At 64.8% G+C, this 20,850-nt stretch carries 20 protein-coding genes; 8 read left to right on the forward strand and 12 right to left on the reverse strand.

Features of this window, described 5'->3' with window-relative positions; genetic code table 11:
• Nucleotides 1–51: 51 nt before the first annotated feature.
• From VMV28_06815 to VMV28_06830, 4 genes are all read right to left on the reverse strand, one after another.
• Nucleotides 52–2,031, reverse strand: coding sequence for a glycosyltransferase family 2 protein (locus VMV28_06815; protein ID HUZ80309.1), 1,980 nt, complete (start codon nucleotides 2,029–2,031; stop codon nucleotides 52–54).
• A gap of 150 nt (nucleotides 2,032–2,181) precedes the next feature.
• A complete protein-coding gene (locus tag VMV28_06820; GenBank protein ID HUZ80310.1) occupies nucleotides 2,182–3,159 on the reverse strand; it encodes a hypothetical protein in 978 nt (325 codons plus the stop codon).
• Between the two features lie 78 nt (nucleotides 3,160–3,237).
• A complete protein-coding gene (locus VMV28_06825; GenBank protein HUZ80311.1) occupies nucleotides 3,238–3,765 on the reverse strand; it encodes a winged helix-turn-helix transcriptional regulator in 528 nt (175 codons plus the stop codon).
• A 3-nt stretch (nucleotides 3,766–3,768) separates the two neighbouring features.
• Nucleotides 3,769–4,047, reverse strand: coding sequence for a hypothetical protein (locus VMV28_06830; GenBank protein ID HUZ80312.1), 279 nt, complete (start codon nucleotides 4,045–4,047; stop codon nucleotides 3,769–3,771).
• Between the two features lie 128 nt (nucleotides 4,048–4,175).
• Here VMV28_06830 and VMV28_06835 point away from each other — a divergent pair, with 128 nt between their 5' ends.
• The 3 genes from VMV28_06835 (at nucleotide 4,176) to VMV28_06845 (ending at nucleotide 7,217) form a co-directional block, all read left to right on the forward strand.
• Nucleotides 4,176–4,649, forward strand: coding sequence for a hypothetical protein (locus tag VMV28_06835; protein ID HUZ80313.1), 474 nt, complete (start codon nucleotides 4,176–4,178; stop codon nucleotides 4,647–4,649).
• Nucleotides 4,650–4,719: 70 nt separating this feature from the next.
• A complete protein-coding gene (locus VMV28_06840; GenBank protein HUZ80314.1) occupies nucleotides 4,720–6,039 on the forward strand; it encodes a glycosyltransferase 87 family protein in 1,320 nt (439 codons plus the stop codon).
• On the forward strand, nucleotides 6,036–7,217 hold the full coding sequence (locus VMV28_06845; GenBank protein HUZ80315.1) for a glycosyltransferase family 4 protein: 1,182 nt from the start codon (nucleotides 6,036–6,038) through the stop codon (nucleotides 7,215–7,217). Before VMV28_06840 ends, VMV28_06845 begins: the two co-directional genes overlap by 4 nt.
• Nucleotides 7,218–8,082: 865 nt before the next feature.
• Here VMV28_06845 and VMV28_06850 read toward each other — a convergent pair.
• From VMV28_06850 to VMV28_06865, 4 genes are all read right to left on the reverse strand, one after another.
• Nucleotides 8,083–9,267 (reverse strand): methyltransferase domain-containing protein, encoded by a 1,185-nt coding sequence (locus VMV28_06850; GenBank protein HUZ80316.1) that lies wholly within the window; start codon nucleotides 9,265–9,267, stop codon nucleotides 8,083–8,085.
• Between the two features lie 382 nt (nucleotides 9,268–9,649).
• A complete protein-coding gene (locus tag VMV28_06855; GenBank protein ID HUZ80317.1) occupies nucleotides 9,650–10,588 on the reverse strand; it encodes a glycosyltransferase in 939 nt (312 codons plus the stop codon).
• 146 nt (nucleotides 10,589–10,734) lie between these two features.
• The gene (locus VMV28_06860; GenBank protein HUZ80318.1) at nucleotides 10,735–11,688 is read right to left on the reverse strand and encodes an NAD-dependent epimerase/dehydratase family protein; all 954 of its coding nucleotides are present in this window, start codon (nucleotides 11,686–11,688) and stop codon (nucleotides 10,735–10,737) included.
• Nucleotides 11,689–12,180: 492 nt separating this feature from the next.
• On the reverse strand, nucleotides 12,181–12,354 hold the full coding sequence (locus VMV28_06865) for a hypothetical protein (protein HUZ80319.1): 174 nt from the start codon (nucleotides 12,352–12,354) through the stop codon (nucleotides 12,181–12,183).
• Nucleotides 12,355–12,642: 288 nt separating this feature from the next.
• Between VMV28_06865 and VMV28_06870 the strand changes: the two genes are divergently transcribed.
• Entirely contained in the window at nucleotides 12,643–12,894 is a 252-nt protein-coding gene (locus VMV28_06870; protein ID HUZ80320.1) for a DUF2249 domain-containing protein, read from the forward strand.
• A 57-nt stretch (nucleotides 12,895–12,951) separates the two neighbouring features.
• Nucleotides 12,952–14,067 (forward strand): hypothetical protein, encoded by a 1,116-nt coding sequence (locus VMV28_06875; GenBank protein HUZ80321.1) that lies wholly within the window; start codon nucleotides 12,952–12,954, stop codon nucleotides 14,065–14,067.
• An 80-nt stretch (nucleotides 14,068–14,147) separates the two neighbouring features.
• Here VMV28_06875 and VMV28_06880 read toward each other — a convergent pair whose 3' ends face one another.
• Nucleotides 14,148–14,846, reverse strand: coding sequence for an iron-sulfur cluster assembly protein (locus tag VMV28_06880; GenBank protein HUZ80322.1), 699 nt, complete (start codon nucleotides 14,844–14,846; stop codon nucleotides 14,148–14,150).
• A gap of 530 nt (nucleotides 14,847–15,376) precedes the next feature.
• Here VMV28_06880 and VMV28_06885 point away from each other — a divergent pair.
• Entirely contained in the window at nucleotides 15,377–15,865 is a 489-nt protein-coding gene (locus VMV28_06885; GenBank protein HUZ80323.1) for a CopD family protein, read from the forward strand.
• Here the strand turns inward: VMV28_06885 and VMV28_06890 are convergent.
• The gene (locus tag VMV28_06890; GenBank protein ID HUZ80324.1) at nucleotides 15,846–17,120 is read right to left on the reverse strand and encodes a glycosyltransferase; all 1,275 of its coding nucleotides are present in this window, start codon (nucleotides 17,118–17,120) and stop codon (nucleotides 15,846–15,848) included. The genes VMV28_06885 and VMV28_06890 overlap by 20 nt on opposite strands.
• 486 nt (nucleotides 17,121–17,606) lie before the next feature.
• On the opposite strand from VMV28_06890, the gene VMV28_06895 reads away from it, so the two are divergent.
• Complete coding sequence (locus VMV28_06895; GenBank protein HUZ80325.1) at nucleotides 17,607–18,158, forward strand: hemerythrin domain-containing protein; 552 nt, start codon at nucleotides 17,607–17,609, stop codon at nucleotides 18,156–18,158.
• Nucleotides 18,159–18,239: 81 nt separating this feature from the next.
• On the opposite strand, the gene VMV28_06900 is transcribed toward VMV28_06895, so the two are convergent.
• Together VMV28_06900 and VMV28_06905 are read right to left on the reverse strand one after the other, a co-directional pair.
• Nucleotides 18,240–18,962: an FAD-dependent oxidoreductase gene (locus tag VMV28_06900; GenBank protein HUZ80326.1), complete on the reverse strand. Its 723-nt coding sequence runs from the start codon at nucleotides 18,960–18,962 to the stop codon at nucleotides 18,240–18,242.
• 84 nt (nucleotides 18,963–19,046) lie between these two features.
• Complete coding sequence (locus VMV28_06905; GenBank protein HUZ80327.1) at nucleotides 19,047–19,769, reverse strand: helix-turn-helix domain-containing protein; 723 nt, start codon at nucleotides 19,767–19,769, stop codon at nucleotides 19,047–19,049.
• Between the two features lie 159 nt (nucleotides 19,770–19,928).
• Here VMV28_06905 and VMV28_06910 point away from each other — a divergent pair, with 159 nt between their 5' ends.
• Nucleotides 19,929–20,810 carry a hypothetical protein gene (locus VMV28_06910; GenBank protein ID HUZ80328.1) on the forward strand — a complete coding sequence of 294 codons (882 nt, stop codon included), beginning with the start codon at nucleotides 19,929–19,931 and terminating at the stop codon, nucleotides 20,808–20,810.
• Nucleotides 20,811–20,850: the final 40 nt, after the last annotated feature.

Raw genomic sequence — 20,850 nt, forward strand, 5'->3', positions numbered from 1 at the left:
GCGAGCCGGTCCGCTCGTCTCCGGTGGCGGCCGCGCCGGCCAGGGTGCCCCTCATCGAACCGCCGGTACATGCGGCGACGCTCCCCTCCCTTCTCGGCCCGTCTTCGCGTGCCCGTTCTCCGAATACTGCCTTCGCAGTTGCTCGAATCGACGGGATGCAAAAACGAGGCGCTGCCCACCTGTTTCGGTGCGGAATTCGTCCTCCGAAGTCCCTCGACGACGGGCGTGCGCGTTCCGGACGAGGCCCGCGAGCTGCAGGTACGTCGCGAGGAGGGGATATGCGATCGCATTCAGCATTCGGATCCCCGTTGGGGCTCGTTGAGTCGCGATGCCGCCCGGCGATCGGGTCCGCGAGTCGTAGAGATAGGGGAGCTCGGCGCGCATCCACCCGGCGGAGGCCAACACTCCACGATAGTACTCCTCCCCATGGAGCACGTGGACGCTCAGAGCCTCACGGGCAAAGAGCAGATCGCGCGGTCGCGCGAACTCGGGAGACACCGCGCGATCTTCGAGCACGTAGTTGAGGCACGGGGTCGGGCCTCGGAGGGGAGCCGGTCGTCGCCGCGAGAGGAACAGCGAGAAGTACGCCCGAGCAAGGAACCACCAGAGCGCGCCGGACCGGGTCACGACGAACAGATCGAGGTCGTCGTCCGGGAGCGGCTCATCGAACGCCACCGAGCCCGTGATACCGATGCAGCGGACGAGATCCCTACTGAAGGAGAGTGGCCCGCGCCAAAGGGAGTCGGCGAACTGACGAAACTCGAACGCGCGGGGGCCCCGGTCTCCGGTGGGACTCACGGGCGTCGTCGGCGCGTATGCCTGCGCGTTCCGTACCTGCGCGAGCCACGGTCGCTCTCGGAGCCAGCGTTCGAGCGCGTCGACGCTCTCCGGTCCGTTGGCGGGGAGGAGCCGCTGGAGTCTCTCAAGGGGGATGCCGGTCCCGAACTCGCCTGCGACGAGAAGAAGCGACGCCACCCGGCGCTCCGTTGGGGTGGCGCCTGACGCCCCATCGAAGCTGGTCGACGATGACGTGCCCTGGGCGCCCGGCGGGGGCGTGGAGGAACCAATGCGCCGCCAACGTACGTGGTCCCGTCGAGGCGGCAGCCGATCCCACGCCGCCAGACCATGGGCCGCGAGTTCCCACGTCGCCAGTCGGGCCAAGTGTCCAAGCCCCCCTTCGCGGTCAATCATCCCTCGGACCACTCGGACCGTGGCCGCCGGGTGGCGAAGGAACTCGCGGGGAATCGTCGCCGGGGCGTCCCCCAATACGGAGGAGACCTGGGCATTGCCGACGTGGATTCGTCGCCGCTGGTGGAGATGGTCGCGCACCTCAGAGGGAACCCGGATCGAAACTCGGGCGTCAGGCGCGTACCACCCGCCCCCGGCATGCTGCGACAGCCAGACGGCGAGGTACGATCCGTCGTTGATAATCCCGTCTGGGATGGCTGGCACGCTCGGCAGACTTACGAGGAGCAGCTCGTCGGAAAGATGGCGACCCTCCCCGCGGGCGAGCAGCTCCGCATGGAACTCGTGGTGGAGGTCCCACATCCATCGGAACGTGGGGGCCCACCGCCCCGGCGCATCGTCCGGGACCACCGGACGCGCCATCACCGCATACGGAGCTGCCCGTGCTGCCCCGACCCGTACGAGTTCCGCGATTGCTCCGGGCTCGGCTCGGGCATCGCCATTGAGCAGCACAAGGGCATTCCCTTCGGCCCGCCGGAACACCTCTTGGAGGGCCCGGGCCTTTCCCCGGCGTTCCGGCTCCGTGATCAAGCGCACCCGGCGATCCTCTGACACAAGTCGCTCCGCGATCTCTACGGTCCGGTCCGCGCAGCCGCTCGCGACAATCCACAGGTCATTCCACCGAACGTCCGAAGGCAGTTCTTGGTCGAGTAGCGAGCGCACGGCCCCCTCGAGGTTCTGCTCCTCGTTGTAAGCGACGATCCCCCCGGAGAGGTTCGTTGGCGACTTCTCCTCGTACGTAAGGTTGTAGCCGGCAGACAGCCGAGGTGCGCTCGAGACCGACACGTTACTCTCGCCCCAAGCGGAGCGATGGCCCCACATCTGCCGGAAGCCGCGCACGCGATTCGGTCACCACGCTCCAATCGAGGGGGGCCACGACGAGCTCAGTGTCGGCGCTTCCGAGCCGTCCCGCCGACAGAATCGATCGCGGCAGAGCTACTCCTCCGCATACTCGCTGTCGGAGAGTTGCTGCCGGACTCGGCGCGCTCCGACGGCGATGATAACCGAGACGACTCCCGCGAGACTCCCCACGACCACAAGCTCGTAGAGGGGGATGCCCGCGATGGATGAGGGAACCGGAATCCCGATCACGGCCGCGTACCGAAGGGAGGAAAACTCTCCTGCCCCGGAGCCGATCGTCAGGTTGACCGACGCGAAGCTCGGAGTCAGCCGGATGAGGGGTACGACACCGACCGGCTCTGTGCGGCCCCCGACGCCGGCCGCGGTGGCGTTGTCCGAGAGCACCAGATACTCCCGGAGGGCTCCGGTCGCGGTGGACGAGCTTGTGATCTCGAGCGCGTCCGGGCCGGATGCGCCGAGACGCTCGGTGGAGGCGAATGCGGGCCAGACGGGAAGGTTCACGACGAGATGATCTCCCGAGGCCTGCCAGGTCCAGTTGGAGATTTGGAGAAGCGCCTCGACCGAGCTCGCATTCCCTTCGTAGGCGTCGCCCCCTCCGGCGAGGATGTAGTCCACTTGGACCTCGGTCGTTCCGATCGGCGGTGCGGGTGCGCCGGGGACCACGAGCACCAGATCGGCGGTGTAGGCGAGGTCGAACTCGCTCGGGGTGCTCGCGTTCCGGAGCGTCCAGTTAGCTCCTGCCCAGTCGGCGAGGGCGACCACTTGGCCCGCCGGACTGACCTCGGCGATCCCCGCGACACCGGAGGAGAGGCCCGACTGCGGGACGTCCACCGCCGCGACCGCGACCGATGGGCTGGTCAGGTTGAAGTCGCACGCCACGAGTCCGTTGTTCCATCCGAGCGATGTCGACGGGGTCCACCGTCCCGAGGCGCCTTGCGCGGCGGCGAGCGGAGAGATCGCAACGATGAGTGCGAGGGTCACCGCAAACCCCGCCATCGCGAGGGCGACGGGAGCGGTGGCCCGGGCCCGGCTCCTCCTGCCATCTGCGATCATTGCGAAGGATGCGAGACGCTCCCAAGGTAACCCCTTTTTTGGTCCAAGTACGGAATCCATTGGTTCAGAGGCGCACCGCTATCGACGAAACAACTCAGACCAGGTTTCGAAGGCCCGTTCCACCCACTCGTCCGCCGGCCCGCTCCGGTACGTGACGAGGATTCGCGCGACACCCGCCGCATCGGTGACCTCGAACGTTCGGAGGCGACCTTCGCGTCCGGGTCGAACGACCCCGGTTTCGACGAGCCGTCGCAGATGGACCGAGAGGCGGCCGGCGCTCAAACCAGTTCGAACCTTCAGATCGGGAACGGTCTGGTGCGGAGTCTTGAGCAGCGCGATGAGGAGTCGGCGCGCCGACGCCGATCGCATGAGACGCAGGATGCGACGGTCGCCGAGCGGCACGCTCGCCACGAAGTAATGGTCCTGGCGCTCGCTGCGCTCGCGATGGAGCAACCCCGACCCGGTAAGTCGATCGAGGTGATAGACCGTCTCGCCCCAACCCGTCCCGGCCTTTCGCTGGGCTTCCCGTCCGCTCAGCCCCGGAGTTCTCCGAACCGCGTCGTAAATGCGTCTTCGGGTCTCGAGGGCGAGCGGGTCCTCCTCCATCGGCTAGCGGCGGCGGGGCCAGAGCGTGGTCGCCAAAAACAGAAGCGATGCGAGGAGCGCGAGCGTGAGGACGGGGAGTGCGGCGTCCGCGAACGACGGCGGGCCGACCGGTAACTGCCCCCACGTCCACACCGCTCCGAGGGCCGCTAGGACGAGGTTCGCCGAGGCGATGAGGAGAAATCTCGCATCCCGCACTCGGGTCCACGCCGCCACGGTGACGCCGGCATTGATGGCAGAGACTCCCACGATCAGAATCGCGACGAACAGCTCGGCGAGACCCATGGAACGCAGGATGGGGCCCCCCCGGGTTAAAGCCATCGACTCGCCGAACGGGTTTGGACCAAGTAATTCCGTGTTTGGACCAAAAAGAGAGTGACACCCTCGACCACTCGACCGTTCGGAGCGATCGCATGACGAGCATTCGGGACCGACTTGCAGATCCGGCCTTCTACTCACTCCCGTTCTTCCTCGCGTTCGCCCTCTCGGTGGTCATGCTGGCCACCGACAAGAATCTCCAGACGAACTTCGGCACGGTCTCGAGCGGCTACTACTTCCATTGGTACGTCGTGCTGGTCACCGCCGTCGCGGAGATCGCCGGCGCGGTGCTCCTGCTCGTTGTTCGTTCCCGCGCCGCGTTCATCGGCGGGGTGATCGGCTCCGGCCTCCTGGCAGCGATCTTCCTCGGCGATATCTTCGCGTACAGCCAGGTCGGATTCTCTTCGATGACCGACTTCGCGAACTACCTCTTCGGGATCACCTACTACGGGGGCAACATCCGCTACCTGTATGATGTCCTGCTCGCCGTCTATCTCGCGACGTTCCTCTTCGGACTGGTCGCGCTCGCCTTGACGCGACGGCCCCGGGCGAGCCCTCCGCGCGCGTGATCGGCGGAGCGATCGTTCGATCGGGGTTCGCGACCCACGGGGCGAGCGATCCCCGAAGCAGGTCGGCATCGTGAAACTTCCGGCGGTGGCGTGGAAGATTCTCCTCGCCGGGATCCTTCTTCGAGAGGCGTTCTCGTTCTGGACCGGAAACCCGTACGACCTTGAGGTCTGGATCCGTACGGGCCATGCCGCCGCGCAGGGCATCAACCCGTACGTGTCGTTCTGGCCGCCGGTTCCCTCGGTCAGCTTCGCCTTCTTGAACACCAATCTGCCGTCGGCAGCCTACCTTCCGTTCTGGCCCGCCGTCCTCGGGGAGATCTATCGGCTGTGGGAGGTAATCGGAGGCGGTAATCGCTTCGTCCTGTACTTCCTCATCAAGCAGCCGCCGATCCTGGGAGACGCCCTCACGGCGGTGCTCCTGTACGGACTGACCCTGCGCTGGACCGGAAGGAGCGCGTCCGCGCTCGGGGCGCTCGCGTTCTGGTCGCTCTTCCCCTATGCGATCCTGATCTCGGCGATCTGGGGCCAGTTCGATTCGCTCGTGGTCGCCGCGATCCTCGCCGGTTTCTGGTACCGCAATCCGATCGAACGAAACCTCCTGTACGGCGTCGGCATCTTCGTGAAACTGATCACGGCGATCTACCTCCCGCTCGAGTTCTTCCGGGCGCGCGGCGTGCGCCGGTTAACTTTCCTCGTGGCCCTTGCCGTCCCGGTCGCGTTGACCGTCCTTGTGCTCACCGCGGAAGGGTGGGGGTTCGGCGGGATCACGTCGACCGGACAATCCCAAAGTGCTGGGGGGGGCGGTGGAATGAACCTCGCGGGCGTGCTGACCGCGGCGCCCTTGGTGACCGTCCTCTCGACGGTCCCTCACTTGTTCACGTTGTTCTCCTACTTGTGGGTGCCCGGCGCGATCCTGGCCGGCTATGTGGCCGCTCGGTGGATCCGCCCGAACGACCCTCAGACGGAGTTGCGCGCCATGATGCTCGTCACGACTGTGTTCCTGCTGTTGCGCTGGGGCCTCTACGAACAGTACATGATCTACATCTTTGCCCTGATGGCCCTCGACAGCGCGGCGTTCCATCCGGACCGCCGATCGTACCTCGTCTACCTCTGGTTGCTCTCGCTGGTCTTCCTGCTCATCAACAACGACCTCGGAGCCCGATTCGTCACCCCGCTCGACACCAATCTCTGGCCCACGCTCAGCAACTTCGACCAGAGTTCCGTCTACGGGACCGTCCGATCCTGGGCGCTCGAGATCCTGGACGTGGTCGTCACGTTGAGCCTCGTCCAGTGGATCGTCGAGCTGGTACGGGACGGCGCTCGTCCCGTCCCGTGGCTTTGGCCGTGGACGAAATCCGCCGCGCTCGCCGCTCGGCCCTCCGAACCGTGAACGGACCGGGCGTTCCCCACGCGGGGAGCGATCTCCGCATCGTGGAACTCACCCAACGATTCCCCCCAGCCATCGGGGGAGTCGAGCGGCACGTGAAGGACCTGGCGACGAACCTCCACCGGACAGGAGCGTCGGTAGAAGTCATTACGTCGGATCTCTACCGCGACCGCCCGTTCACGCGTCTCTTCACCGCGTCGGAACCGCTCCCATTTCCGGTACGGCGGCATCGAGCGTTCCGCGGCTTTCCGGCCCCCCACGGACTCGGGATCGCTGCTCCCGGCATGGCGTGGGACGCCCTGCGCCTCACTCACGCAATCGTCCACGCCCACGCCTTCGGCTTCTTCCCTACGTGGGCCGGGCGCCTGGCCCAGCAACTCCGAGGGTTGCCACTGGTCATCACTCCGCATTTCGACGGAGGATCGGGCTCCCGACTCTACGCTCGAGCGGTGGCACGAGGGACGTTAGCCGGGGCAGACCGGGTGGTCGCGCTGACCCAGAGCGAGGCCATCTCGTTGGCGACCCTCGGAGTGGATCGCGAACGGATTCGGGTGATTCCCAACGGGATCGGAACGGAGGATTTCCTCCCGAGGCGCGGTCCCAGGCCCGATGCCGGTCCGGTCACAATCCTCTACGTCGGCCGCATCGACCCCGAGCAGAAGGGACTCGACGATCTCCTTCGTGCAGTGGCTCTGCTGGAACGACCGGAGGCGGTATCGGTTCGACTGGTCGGGGAAGACTGGGGAGGAGCTACTGCCCTTCGATCTTTGGCAACGGGACTCGGGATCGACCACGTGATCATCTGGACGGGCGCCGTACCCCAGGACTCCCTCCGGCGCGAATACGCCTCGGCGGACCTCTTCGTTCTCCCCTCCCACTTTGAGCCGTTCGGGATCGTGCTGTTGGAGGCGATGGCGGCGGGCCTACCGGTGCTCGCGACACGGGTTGGAGGCATTCCGGAGGTCGTAGCGGACGGGGTCACGGGATCGCTGGTCCCATCGGGAGATCCTTCGGCCCTAGCCCACGCCCTCGACCGGCTGGCCTCCGATCCCTTGCTTCGGACCCGGCTGGGCGATTGTGGGCGCACGCGGGCACTCGATTTCAGCTGGCCGCGTTTGATCCCGAAATTTCTCGAGCTGTTCCACGAACTCGTCCGTGACGCATCTGGGTCCAGGCTCTGATGGACGTGAATGACACGCTCAGCGTCGCCCGCCTCATAGGCGATGCGGGGTGGCCCCACAGTGAGATGACCACCACGCCCTGCGAATCGAAACGCAGCCCGGGTTGCGGGGATATCCCCCGGCGGGGTTTCGGAGCCTGCGTTCTTCAAAACAAAGCCGGGGTGTGGGGAAGAGCTCGGATAACGGATTACCGGCTCGCCGTGGCGACGCCGCGCTCCGCGCTCCCCGAAGGGGGCGTAGTGCGACTTTGTGAGTCACTCGGGCGCGGTGTTTGACGGCCGCACGGCAAAACGACAATCGTACCGGCGCGGGGTGCCCGCCGAAGCCATCGACCTGCTCCTGGTCCATCGCGCTGCCAAGTCGCTCGGAGAGACATGGGATCGGAGTGCTGCGAGGCAGGGTCTCCATGTTGATGGCCTGCGCATGAGGGGAGCGCGAAGGCGCGCCACGAAAGCGGGATGGCGGCAGTGCGGTAGGCCTATGCGCCGTTTGGATAGAGCGTGGAAATCAGTTCGAGGACTTGGGGCGTGCTGTATCCCGCGCGAGCCACGACTCGATCCTGGGTTCGGACTCGCTTAATCCCGAAGAACGTTCGGCTCACGAAAAGGAGGTAGGAATACCGCTTCATCGTGAAGCCGACGATTGCGCCCCCCGGTTCCATCAAAATCTTGATAGTGTGATGTTCCGCAATCCAGCGCCGCACCATAGGCCCGGAAGCGATACAGACATTCTGACATATAGCAGATCGGCGGACAGAACTGCATCCACCCGACGACCGCCGAGCGGAGGGGGGCGTCTGCCCGGTGACCGCCGATCCGTCCCGCGGTCCCTTTCCAGGCGCGTCGGTGGCCCTACGCCCGACCGATCACGGGCCTGCGCTCGCCGCATGCGTATCGTGGCGAGAGAGGACCATCAGGAAAGAGTCCCCGAGAGATCGAAACGGCCCCCAGCGACCAATCCGCTCGTCCCAATGCGCAAGGAGGTCGAAGCGTCGCGAGAACCGTTCGACCCACTTCGCTCGGTTCGGCGGCGGGAGGAGGACTGTAACTCCTTCCAGCCATTCCATTGAGAACTCCTCCTCGAAGCTCCGGCGAAACTCGTCGGGAGAATAGGCGTACGCGTCCACGCGGAAGCGGGAGAACCCAGCCCGGACGTGTCCTCGTACACGGCCCTGCACCTGACGGAATCGCCCCGAGAGACCGTACGCCATGATGTCGAACAGGCACCAGCGATTGTAGACCCCCGCTACGAATCGAGCCGGCGGGCGGAGCAGGGTCCCTAACGCGGCGGACACCGCCCGCAGGTCGGCCTCGCAGTTGAGCGCTCCGTAGGTCGAGTATCCCCCTTCGAACGCTCTGGGTCCATACTCCGCTTCCAATGTCGATAGCACGGACGCGCCAAGTCGCCGGGTCCGCAACCGCTCCCCGACCCCGGCAGCGCGCGCCTTGGACCGGACGATCTCCAACATGCGTTCTGAGATGTCCACACAGAGAATCTCATGGCCTGCCTCGAGCAGGGGAAGGGTCTCCAGGCCCGTGCCACAACCGATCTCTAGTAGATGGTAGGAGGAGCGAAAGCACTCCTCGAGGAGGCGCGACGAGCGCTCGCGGAGCAAACAGCTGATCCGGTTGGTGGCGATCTGTTCGTCATATTCCGGCGCGATGCTATCGAACTCCGCGGTCAGCCAGCGGAGGTACGAGACTCCGTCGGGGGTCGGCCGGACTTCGGGAGATCCCAACTCGATGCGTAGGACGCGATCGGACCGTTCGAACCAGCGGGCAGAAGCCGCGTCCCCGTACTTTAATCGGAACAGCCCCAACACGCGAGCCCTCTCCTCCGGAGCGGAGAGGAGGTAGGGGGCTCCCTCTAACGTCCCTGCCGAAACATGGACGCGAGCCATTCCACGTCGCAGAACCTCGACCGGCCACACCGCTGAAGGATCCGAAGCGACGAGAAATATCGTGGTCGATTCTCGAACGAACCGCAACGGGACCCGCCCGGAGGCAAGGAGGAGCTGGAGGAGATCCGGCTCCCCCGGCTCAGAGGTCACAAATCGCTCATGCACAGAGGTCGCTCCGATTTCCCGAGGATCCGGCACGACCGCATGTAGGTACGAAGGGTTGAGGTCATGGTGGAAGGATAGGCGTTCGTCTGTGCCGTGGATGTCTAAGCGGGTATATCACCGCCTCCGCCACGGCAGACGCGCTCGCGAGCAGGGCCCGCGGTCTCGCGCTAGAACGATTCGGGACACCACCTGTCGATAGCGACGGATCCAATCTGGTGTCGCGGTTTTCTGGCTCGCGCCGCCATTGAAATCGAGGCGACCGAAGAGGACTCACATCGGAGGTCTGTTTCCCTACTTCTCGCAGGATTCTACAAGGACGAGCGCAGACCCTTGCGACCGGGCTAGCGAGGGCCGGCGGGTGGGGCACTCACACTCCCTTCCCATCGGGTGGGCTTGTGGAGGACGGCCGTAGACCTTCATGATATCCTTGGATGAGCGCGATGAAAAGAGCCATGGGTCGGCCATCTGGGCGCACGATCGCGGCCAGCATCTTGGGGACCAAGAACCCGAGGGCGTGGTAGCTCGCGCGTACCACGAAGAGCGGACGAGTACCGTTCCACCGTCGGTGGAATCGGAGCCAGTCCATCACCTCCAAGCGCGCGCGTGCGGGGTCACCCACCGTGTGCTCGGCCCAGTATCCCGGAATTCCGGGCGGCTCCACATCGTGCTCCGTGAGGATACCCGTATTCGCGCAGACGTACCAGCCGGCCTTCTTCAGGCGCTGGCAAAAGTCCGCTGAGCTGTTCACCGGCAAGCATTCGTCGAATCCGCCGACCTCGCGGAAGGCATCCCAGCGGACCATAGATAGGTTCGGGAGGGCGTCAGTATCGAGGAGCTTCCCTTCGAGGTCCGGGCGCCGCGGGCGGTTTCGACCGACCAAGGAGAATCCCCACCGATCCGTGCGGAATGGGGTCGCGTACACCCAGATGAGCGCGGGACGGCGATGATAGAGGACCGCCGGCATCACCGCGCCACACCGCGGATCTCGATCGAGCGTGCCAGCGAGTTCTGCGAGAAGCTGAGGTGGGAGGCGATTGTCATCATCGATGAAGACCACGTAGGGGGTCCCGGTCCGGGCAGCTCCCAGGTTCTTCGCGCGTGAGATGAAGAGCCTACGCTCGGAGCGGATCACAATCAGTGGCAAATCGGGAAACGCTCGATCCCAGGGAACAGGCGGATCGGAGTCGTCCACCACCACGACCCGGATCGGGGCTCGACTTTGGACTCGCAAGTCCTGGAGCAGGTTTGTCAACCGCCTGGGACGATCTCGCGTGACGATGACCACGCTGAGGGGTACTGCCTCCATTCCGTGACTCTACCGCATTCCACTTCATCGGGACTTCTATCGGTATCGGCCTCCGGGACATTCTCCTCGAGGAGGGAGGGAGGCGCCCGCATCAATCGGACGGAGATCTGCGAGCCCGCGACTCCGAATCAACAGGAAGGTTCTCTCTACCCGGTCCCCCCGCCGCGGGGAAACATCTCGCGGAGGAGGCCGGGAACACCTGCTCGATAGCTGGAGTACTGCGTCCTCCAGCCCAGCTCCCTGAGCTTAGCGTTTGAGGTGGGCCGGTCGGCAGCGAGATGTCGCGCGACCGTCTCTCCCATCTCACGCACCGCCTCCTCAAGGGCGAGGTTTCGCGGGGGTGGTGCGCCGAGTTCGGCGGCAACAAAATCGGCAAACTCGCGAAGGGGGGCCGGATGCCCATCCACGACGTTGTACACCTCACCGGCCGACCCCGATTCGAGAACGGTGCGGAACGCTGACCCGGTATCCCACCGGTCGATGAATGACCAGCGGTTCGCCCCTTCGCCGACGACCCTGTAATCTCCGACCCGGATCGATTCTGCCATGTAGCGGAACCACGACCCGTTCCCATAGACCATCCCCGGACGCACGGCCAGCACCTCCAAACCATCCTGCGTGTTCGCTTCCAAACCGGCCCGCTCCGCGTCGTAGTTGATCTGCGACTCGCCCCGAGGATCGACGGGTGAGTCCTCACCGATTGGCCCTGGCTGACCGCTGTACACCCAATATCCTGAGCCGATCACGAGACGAGATACCCCTTCCCGTAGAGCTACCTCCACGAGATTCCGGGCACCCTCAACGCGTACTCTTGTCGGGTCCTCTCCCACCGGAGGGTTCGCTGCCACATGGATAACCCCCGAGCAGCCCGACACGGCCATTAGAAGGGAGGGAACGTCCAGAATGTCCCCCAGCACCGGGGTTCCTCCATCCTCTGTGACGCGAGCCCCCTTGAGTGGGTCGCGGACGAGGCCTCGCACCTCGTGGCCGGCCCTCGATAAGGCTCGAACGACCGACCGACCCAGGAAACCGCTGGCACCGACCACGAGAACCCTGTCCACCTTGCCGACCCTGACAGGCGAAGCGACCGTCGTCGGCATAGGAACCTCCGTGGTGTTCGACGACGTTCATGCCGACGGCCCGGTTAACCATTCCGCCCTTTGCACCCGGACTTACGGGACGCCGCGGCCCGGGCTCGAGGGACGAGGATCCTCCCCATAGGGAGAGTCGCAACTCCTCCTCAACCAGCGGTGGCCAAGGACATGCAGCGTCAGGAAAGTGCTTCGTAGTAGTACTCGCCGACTGACGAGAGCCCGGCCCTTTTCGTCGCTGATCCGGCCCGACTATTCCGACCGCGACATCGCCAACTCTCTGATCGAGACGTGCCGACGTAGTCGCTCCGGTCCTCCACCGAAGGCGACGAACCACTTCCCCGGGGCGACGGGAGAACCGTCCCCCGGGATCAACCCTGCCGGCCGGAATCGGCTCCGCGAGTGAGAGCCGTGCCGGGGCCAGTGGCTTACTTTGGAGTGGATTACCGTCAGGCGATCCTAGCCCCGGTCATCCTTGGAAGATGCCCGTGCTGGGATGCCTTAGGCTCGGCTAACGAACATCGACGCGACGACCCCGAGCCCGGCCAAGTAGCTGACCATCTCGGAATCGGTCGGCCCAAACTTTGCCTGCTGAATCCTCCTGTCCTTCGAGCCGAGAGCAACCGCGACTACGGTCTTCTTGTGGACGGCCCGCTCTACGCAGATGCCTCCCATTGAGGAGCACCTCAGACTCGGATACAGGAGGGCGGCATGACCCTCCGCGCCGTCAGAGAGAAGATGGCATGTCCTCAGTTCGCGGTGAGATTACGAACCGGTCCATGGAGCGGGAGAGCCTCGGCCGGCCGGTGCCGCCTTACCGGAACTCCGAAACGTTTCGGCACGTCCTTTAGTTCGAAGCCGCGTCTCCATGCCTTCAGGGACGGGGAAGACATGTCCGGGGTCGAGCGCAGCAGTGTCGTTGCCGGTCTCAAAGGGGAACCAGCCGAAGGCGGCCAGCGCGTGCTGGACATCCGGGGGGTAAGCCCCGCCGAGCGCCATCCTCGCATCTTCGGAACATTCACCAATCTCGAGTTCGGGGAATCCTTCGTGCTAGTGAATGACCACGACCCGAAGCCGCTCTTCTACCAGCTCCAGGCCGAATACACTGGCCAGTTTTCCTGGGAGTACCTCGAACAGGGACCGAAAACCTGGCGTGTGCGAATCGGCAAGCAGGGGTCCGCAGTGGACCGGACACCTCTCCACACTATCCCCTGACGGCCGGCGGGGCCGCGGTCGGTAGGATCTTCCCTCGGACGGTGCGTGGGACCTCCCGTGGTAACGCGCTCTCGGGTCCGATTCCTAGGCATCGCCCTGACACTCCTCGCGTTGGCGCTGGGCCTCTGGGCGGCGCTGTGGCTAATCGGGTGGCCGATCCCGCTCCTCAGTACTTCGCTCCCGGACGCCCACGGCGTTCTGATGGTGAACGGAGTCCTTGCGAGCCTTATCGGCATTGAGCGGGCCGTAGCGCTTGAACAGCGAGTTTTCTATCTCGCCCCATTGCTCACCGCCGTCGGTGCGATTTCGCTCGCTCTGAGTGGGGACGCCGCCCTCGCCTTTCCGGTCATCACCAGCGGTGCGGTGGCCCTTCTGCTGATTTTCCTAGTGATCCTTCGACGCCAGCCCGCGTTGCACACCGTTGTCCAGGTCCTGGGCGCCGCCTGCCTTGTCGGAGGCAACGTCCTGGGCTGGAGCGGGCTCGACATCCCGTTCCTGATCCCGTGGTGGGGTACCTTCCTGGTCCTCCTGCTTGGGGCCGAGAGGCTGGAACTGAGCCGGGTTCTCCGCCTGAACATGCTCGACAAACTCACGTTCGCAATCTCGGTCGCGCTCGCTCTCCTCGGATGTGTCCTCTCCGCCCTCTTTTTCGCGTCCGGGTTTCTGGTGGTAGCCTCAGGATGGATCCTCGTCGCGGTCTGGCTGTTGTTCCACGACATCGCGTACCAGAACCTTTCGCGACCCGGCCTTCCCCGATTCACGGCGTTCTGTTTGCTCAGCGGCTATGCGTGGCTCCTTGTGGGCGGAGGGATCGTGTACTCCGAGGGCGGAATCCTTCTCGGATTCTCCTACGATGCGGGCCTCCATGCGGTCTTCCTGGGCTTCGTCCTCTCGCTGGTGTTTGCCCATTCTCTGATCATTCTGCCCGCGGTTCTGGGCAAGAGGCTCCCATTCCATCGAGTCCTCTACCTTCCGGTCGCACTCCTGTACACCTCCCTGGCCGCTCGAATCTATGCAGACTTCGGCAGCCTTCCGGTCCTGCGCGAATGGGCCGGCCTGTTCAACGTCGTCGCAATCGTTCTCTTCGGAGCACTCCTTCCCGCGCTCTACCTCTATGAACGCATTCCGTTCCGACGGGCCTACGGCGTGGATGCTTCGACGTTCTACCCTTGAGGTGTCTCTCAGCAGAGGTGGAGTTCCTCCGTGAACTCGTCGCCATCGTACCGGCCCACACGGACTTGAAATCGGGGCCCTTACGCGTAGCCGAACTGGCGCTTTGCCGCCGGACTCATCTTCTCCGGCCCCCAAGGGGGATCCCATACGACGGTGACGACGGCCTCGCGAATGCCCGGGATCCTCTCGGCGACGGCCTTGACCTCGTCCTGGAGCATGCCGGCGACCGGGCAGCCTGGACTAGTCATGGTCATCCGAACGCCCACTTTTCCATCTTCTGGCCACTCGATGTCATAGATTAGGCCCAGGTCCAAGATGTTGACCGGGATCTCGGGATCATAGACCCGCCGGAGGGCCTCCCGGAGCTGGCGTTCCCGCTCGTTCTCGGTGCGATGGACCCCTGCCGAGTCGACGGCTGCGGGGGTCGAACCCGGCCCTTCCACCGTTCGGTCCGATGTAGAGGATACCGGCGGATGGGTGCTGAAGTGGGGGCCTACGATCGAGAAACTTTGCTGGGGGGACCCCTCATGGAAATCCACGGTCGCACCGTCGAGATAGACCCGACTGGCCGTGTCCACGACCAGCCGCGCCGCGCCGAAGTCGAGGGTCTCATCTCCCGACCGGGGCCTCGATAGGTACATCTGTACTGTCGGGTGCATGCCGGGGAGTATCCCAAGCCGCACGATCGCGGGAGGCGGACTCCGGGCGATGGCCGCAGCAATCGCATCCCGGGCCGCAGTCGTGACCTCGAAGCGGAAGGCAAGTTCCTTTTTGGCCATGTTCCCTCGCCGACAGGGATATCCCGGGCTTGGATTACAAGCCCTCGCCGAACCGTTTCGGTGTTCGAGCGAGCGGGATGGCGGATGGGTTTGGAAGCCTCCGGCTCATCGTGCCCGTAGATCTCGAACGTGGGTCTGAAGGAGGATTGAGCCCTCACACGACGCGGGCGATCCGTTCCGCACGATATGGAAGTAGGACGCGTGCGGGCGATTGCGGGAGGGGCGAAGAGCGAGGGGAGGGCGCTTCGAGACGGACGCCAAGCGCACGGCAAGGTCCTTCGAACAAGTCTAGGTAGAAACCGGAGGCGACGCCAGAAAGCCGCTCAGGTTCGAGCGGAGGGCAGATAGTCACCCAGAGTGTCGCCGGTCGATGAGATTCCACGCGCGTAGCTACCGACCCACGGGTGTAAACCCGGACCGTGCCACGAGAAGAGACTCTCTCTTCGCCGCTCGATCCTGATGCACGACTTGGTCAAGGGGCCGCGGTAAGAACGCGGCGGTGCAGCCTCGTTCGATGGGAAGGGGTCCGGATGTTCGAATGGGTTCCACTGATTCTCGTGATCCATGTGTTGGGGGCCATAATCTGGGTGGGCGGCAACATCTCTCTCGCGATCGCCGTCTGGGGCATTCGGAGGTCGTTTCCGAACCAGCCGGAGACGGTATCTCGGGTCATCTCTGAGGTCGGTAGGGCTTTCGCGTGGGTCATGTGGCCGGCGCTAGCCGCCACCCTAGCGACCGGGCTCGCCAACCTCTCGTGGTACACGCCTCCGGCGGAGAACTGGACCGGGATTCCCGGGGCAGAGTGGATCGTCACGAGCTTCGCTGTAGCCGCGCTCATGGTGATCTCGGCGGGATTGCACACTTTCGTGGTGGGGCCGAGGATCCGGGTCCTACGAAGCCGGAGAACCCCGTCGCCGCAATTGACGACCCTCGTGCGCTTCAATCACGTCCTCGAAGCGCTGACCCTAATGACCGCCATCTTGATTGTGATCGTGATGGTCATTCTCGCTTCGCTCTGATCTCCGGGGAAAGTGGCGAAGCCTTAGGGGCCCGTAGCACCGCGAGGTAGGAATTCACGAACTCCGTCGCCATCTTCTCCACGGACGCACGCGCGATGACCCAGGCTCGGCCGCGTTCGGAAAACTCGCGAGCGAGGATCCCGTCGTTGAGCAGGAGCTCGATCGCCGCGGTCAGTGCTCCAAGGTCCTGAGGATCGACGATGAGACCTGCCGACGATTCGCGTGCGATCTCGCCGGGACCTCCTCGACACGTGACCACACATGCCGCCCCCGACGCCATCGCTTCGAGGAGGGCCACCGACGAGGTGTCGGACAGCGAGGGAAGCACAAAGATCTGAGTCTGCGCGAGCAGGGCTGCCTTCTCTCGTTCGAGCACCGGCCCCAGGTACTGGGCGCGTGCGGACAGGGCAGTCCCGGGGCGCAACCGCTCTTCCATCGAAGGTCGCTCGGGTCCCTCACCCGCCACGACGGCCAGCCAACGCGTCGCAGTTCCCAGTCGCTCAACCGCGTCGAGGAATCGATGGACCCCCTTGTCCCGGGTGAGTCGCCCGAGGAACGTGATCAGCGGAACCCCCTCCACGCCCCATCGGGCCCTCCAGTCGGGAGAGGCGATCCCCGGTCGAAAGGTCGTGGTGTCGATCCCGTTCTCCACGATTCGAGGAGGCGCGTGGAGGTGGGACCGCCCTGGCGCGCGGAGGGCCGCCCCCGCCGCCACCGTTGGTGCGGTCGCTAGATCGGACGAACGGCAAAGTTCAACGCTGAACCTTCCCCATCCCCGGTAGAACGCGCGCGACAGCCGACTCGTCCCCGCCCCCCGCAACATGTCGGTCAGGTTTGTGTGGTACGTAGCGACCTTGGGGACGTGCCACCATCGAGCGGCGAGCCAACCGGCGAGTCCAACGAACCCGGGTGTGTGAACATGGACCACGTCAAAGCGATGTCCTCCGGAAAGAAACGACGGCCACGGAAAGAGTGCGATGCGGTACTGAGGGTAGCTCGGAGCCGGTAGGGACAGATGTCGGTACACGGTCACACCGTTCGCGAGCCGTTCCCGTCGCTTCTGCCCCGGCAACCGGACTGTAAACACCGAAAGCTCGTGGCCGCGGGCGGCGAGTTCCGCGGCGAGTGCGGCCGTGGTCCCCGCAACGCCGTCGTGCGTGGGCAGGAAGCTGTCGGTAAAGAACGCGATTCTGAGCAACGAGCCGCTTCGGAGACCGGCACCGGCGGCCCGCTCAGGTCCGGATTGGCTCGTCAATGGCTGATGTCCTTCCGTAGGCTGCCTACGTACCGGACGCGGGAGGATAAGGCTCCGAGCGCGCCCCAGGAGAACCGGCAGGCACCATCGAATCCGAAGGTGGGACGGCCCGTCTCCAACTCCGCCCGAGAGGATAGTCCGGGTAGGGTGGGCGTTCCCGAGGGCAGTGATCGCAGTCGCACGCTTCCGCGCGATAGGGATGGCGGAAGTTGTGGACCCCCTCTTCCCATGGATAGCAGGAGACGCAAATGCAGAACCGGCAATCGTGGGACATCGCTCTCCCTCCCAGCGACCGTACTCTCTGGAAACCCTTGAAGCGGAATCCGAATGGGTTCGGTCGGAACTTCCCGAGCCCGCGCGGACCCTCTCATCCTCTCGCGGTGGACACCGACCGAAAAGATCCGGGGCGGCCGAACCCTTTCGGTCTTCCCTTCTTGCCGAGAGAAGTCTCTGCCTCTTGCGGGGGCAGACCTCGTCAGCGAACTCATGTCGAAGCCGGCCGGAGCCCTAGAGGAACTGCACCGGGAGCACGAGGTCGCCGAGCGCCTGCTGGAACGACTCGTGGAACTCGGAGACCGGATGAAGTCGGGGGAGCGAGTCGATGCCAAGGCCGTCCGCTTCGGAGTCGGCCTGCTAGACGCGTACCTTCACCGTGTTCACGCCTCGCAGATGGACCGCGAACTCCGCCCCGAAGCGCAGGGCGTCGCGATGCCGGGCTGCTTTGAGCACCTGGACCGGATGCGAACCAACCATGAACAGATGCGGGCTCGAGCGCGGGAGCTCCTCGCCCTCATCGGCAGATGGGCTTCCGGGGACGAATCCTGCCGTGGGGCAGCCGGCGACAAGCTCATCGACCTCGCAAGCAGGGACCATGACGCCGCCACCTACGAGGAGGCGTACCCGCTCATCTGCCTGGAGTCAGCGCTACCCGAAGACGCCGAGAACCGCCTCTCGAACCGGTTCTCGGATCATGCGGGGACCCGGGCGGCGCTCGAGGCGAACATCGAACGGTTCCTCTCCGAGACCGTGGCGATCTAGATTCCCCATTCGAGGGTACTCGGACCTCCGAGCTGCCGCTCGTCCGTTAAGGAAGCCGGGGGTTCGGTCGCGGGCCCCCGTTCAGTACCGCTCCACAAAGACATGGTCCTTGGGGCAGTTCAGGTGGAGCGCGAGCTCCTGGGTCTCGTTCACCATGGCCGGGACGCCGCAGACGTAGACATCCGAGTTCGATAAGTCTGGGAATCGCTCGCGCAGAGCTCCTTCCACGTGGCCAACGGCACCGTGCCACGTCCCATTTGCCGGAGGGCGCGAGAGGACCGGTACGAAGTGGAACGCCGGCCAAGCGATCTCAAGTGCGCGCATCTCGTCGAAGTAGAACAGATCCTCCCGGAAGCGCTCGCCGAAGATGAGCCAGGTGGGGGTTTGGGGGGAGTGAGCTCGGATATCGTCCAGCATGGGGATGAATGGGGCGAGCCCCGTCCCGGTCGCCACGAACACGGCGGTCCTATCTCCGGGAGGATCCAGCAGGAAGCGTCCCAGTGGAGCTAGCCCCTTCAGCGTCGGGTGGCTCTCGGGGGCGAGGCCGCAGAGGAAGGTCGAGCCGTATCCGCCAGGGACCTGCTTGATGAGCAGATCGAACTGCCCGACCTTCCCGGCCGCTGAGAAGAACGAGTAGGAACGGGTGATCGAGTTCCCCGCCCTCGAGAGGTAGAAGGTAACGTACTGGCCGGGAGCGAACGCGAAGCTGTCATCCCGGGCCGTACGGAAGGTTAGGACGTGGACCGAGGGTACGATGATCCGGTTCGACTCAAGGGTGAATTCCCTCTTGCGCGGTGTCTCCATGATACTGGACAAGGCGGCCAGCGGCTTACCGGTGCGCCGAAACGGTTCGGTGGACGGCCGTTGCCCCCTCGCGTGAGGGGCGTCCTAGCTCCCCGGCGGCCAGCGCTCGAGCAGTTTCTTCTCGACGATTGCCAACGCCTCGGAAAGGCTTGAGACCGCCATCCGTTCCTGGGCGGCAAGACGGGTCAGGGTAATCTTGCGGGGAACGTCGAAGTATCCGGCCGCCATCGCCCGTTGGAGCAACTCGGCCTGACGAGGAGTGAGCGCCTCTCTTCCAGTCGTGACCTCTGAGTGACGGACCGACTCGAGGATCACTCCCGGTGCGCGCTGTGACAACTGGTCGAGGAGTTGGCGTATCTTCTGCTCCGAAGCGATCACGACCCACGATGCCTCTCCGGCCCGTATCGTGAATGGAAAGCGTCGCAGCAGGTAGAGCTTCCGGAAAATCGGAATGAACGGGGAGGTGCGGTGGATCACTCGGAGGTGAACCTCCCGGGGCCCGGACGTGAGGAACTCCACCTTTTCCACCAGGTCTATGGCGTGGAGCTGGTCGGCCCAAGGGCCGGGTTCGGTTACGTGGAGGCGCACCTCGCTGAGGCTCCGACGCGCCCCCAGGTCAAGGTTGCTCAGCACCTCGATGGTCACGTCGGGGTGCTCCCGGGAGAAGCGGGCAATCCAAGCGGAGTCCGGGAGGGGCACCCGCAAGCGACAGATGCGCGTCGGCCCGGGAACGGGCTGGGGGGCTTTCGTCGGATGGACCCGTCGGGTCGTCCCCCGCGACCGGGCGAGCTGGGCGCGAGGGACCATGCCCCGCGAGCCGCCGGGGAGGGCATATTCGTTTCGGAGCCCCCGGAAGTCGAATCGGGGAATCCAATTCGCCGGAGCATCGTCCGCCGAACCCTCTAGGTCCGCGCCTTAACCGACGACACAACCATACCGTCGCGAAAGTCCCACGGAGAAAAAACGATGAACGCAATCGAAGCACAGGACCCACTAGACGAGCTAGAGCGTGAGAACGACGTCGCGGAGAAGTTGATCGAGCGTCTAGCGGAGATGGCGATAGTGTTGAAGGAGGGCCGGAACCTACCGCCCGGAGAAATCAGCGAAGGACTCCGCCTCCTCGAGCAGTATCGCACCGTGCATGCCGCTCGAGTCGACGTCGACCTGAAGGTCGAGGCAAGGCCCTGGGCGATGAGCACCTGCTTTCAGCATCTCGATGCGATCGCCAACGATCACCAGACGGAAGGCGATAGGATCGCCCGGGCCCAGGAGGCGCTGAAGGAGTTCACACTCGATCCTGAGGAAGCCAGGGCACGACTATCCCAGGCGTTGGCCGACCTGACAGAGAAGGACCACCAGAGCTTGGTTTACGAGAATGACTACCCCCTCTCCTGCCTCCGGGCCGCGCTCCCCGACGGTGCTGCTTCTCGAGTCTCCGCGGCGTTCGAGGCGACATCCTCCGCTATCGCGGACTTGGATGGGCACATCGTCCGGTATCTGGAGCATGCACCGGGAACGCCAGGGCATGGGTTGACCGTGCGCTGCAGCCGGGCGAACTGCGAGGCGAGCGCCGAGTCGCACGTGGTATCCTCGAACGATGGCCGATTGGGAATCGAGGTACCTCTAGGCTGGCAGGTGGCTCCCCAATCGCCGAACTTCAGTAAGGACCGGACCATCCGTCTAAAGGTCGATTTCTGTTGCCCGGCGCACCACGAGAAGTGTTTGGCGCACGAGGGAAAGGCGCTCCCCATGTGGATGGATGAGGGGGGTCTCGGGCCGCAAAGAGAAACGACTGCAGGTCGTGGGTCCGGTGGCTGCTGCGGACCGATCCCAGAGGATGCCCGGTGAGGCTCGACTTGCTTCCATCCGCAGTGGCTCCACCCATTCA

The organism is Thermoplasmata archaeon, from assembly GCA_035532555.1.
Classification (GTDB): domain Archaea; phylum Thermoplasmatota; class Thermoplasmata; order Lutacidiplasmatales; family UBA184; genus Lutacidiplasma.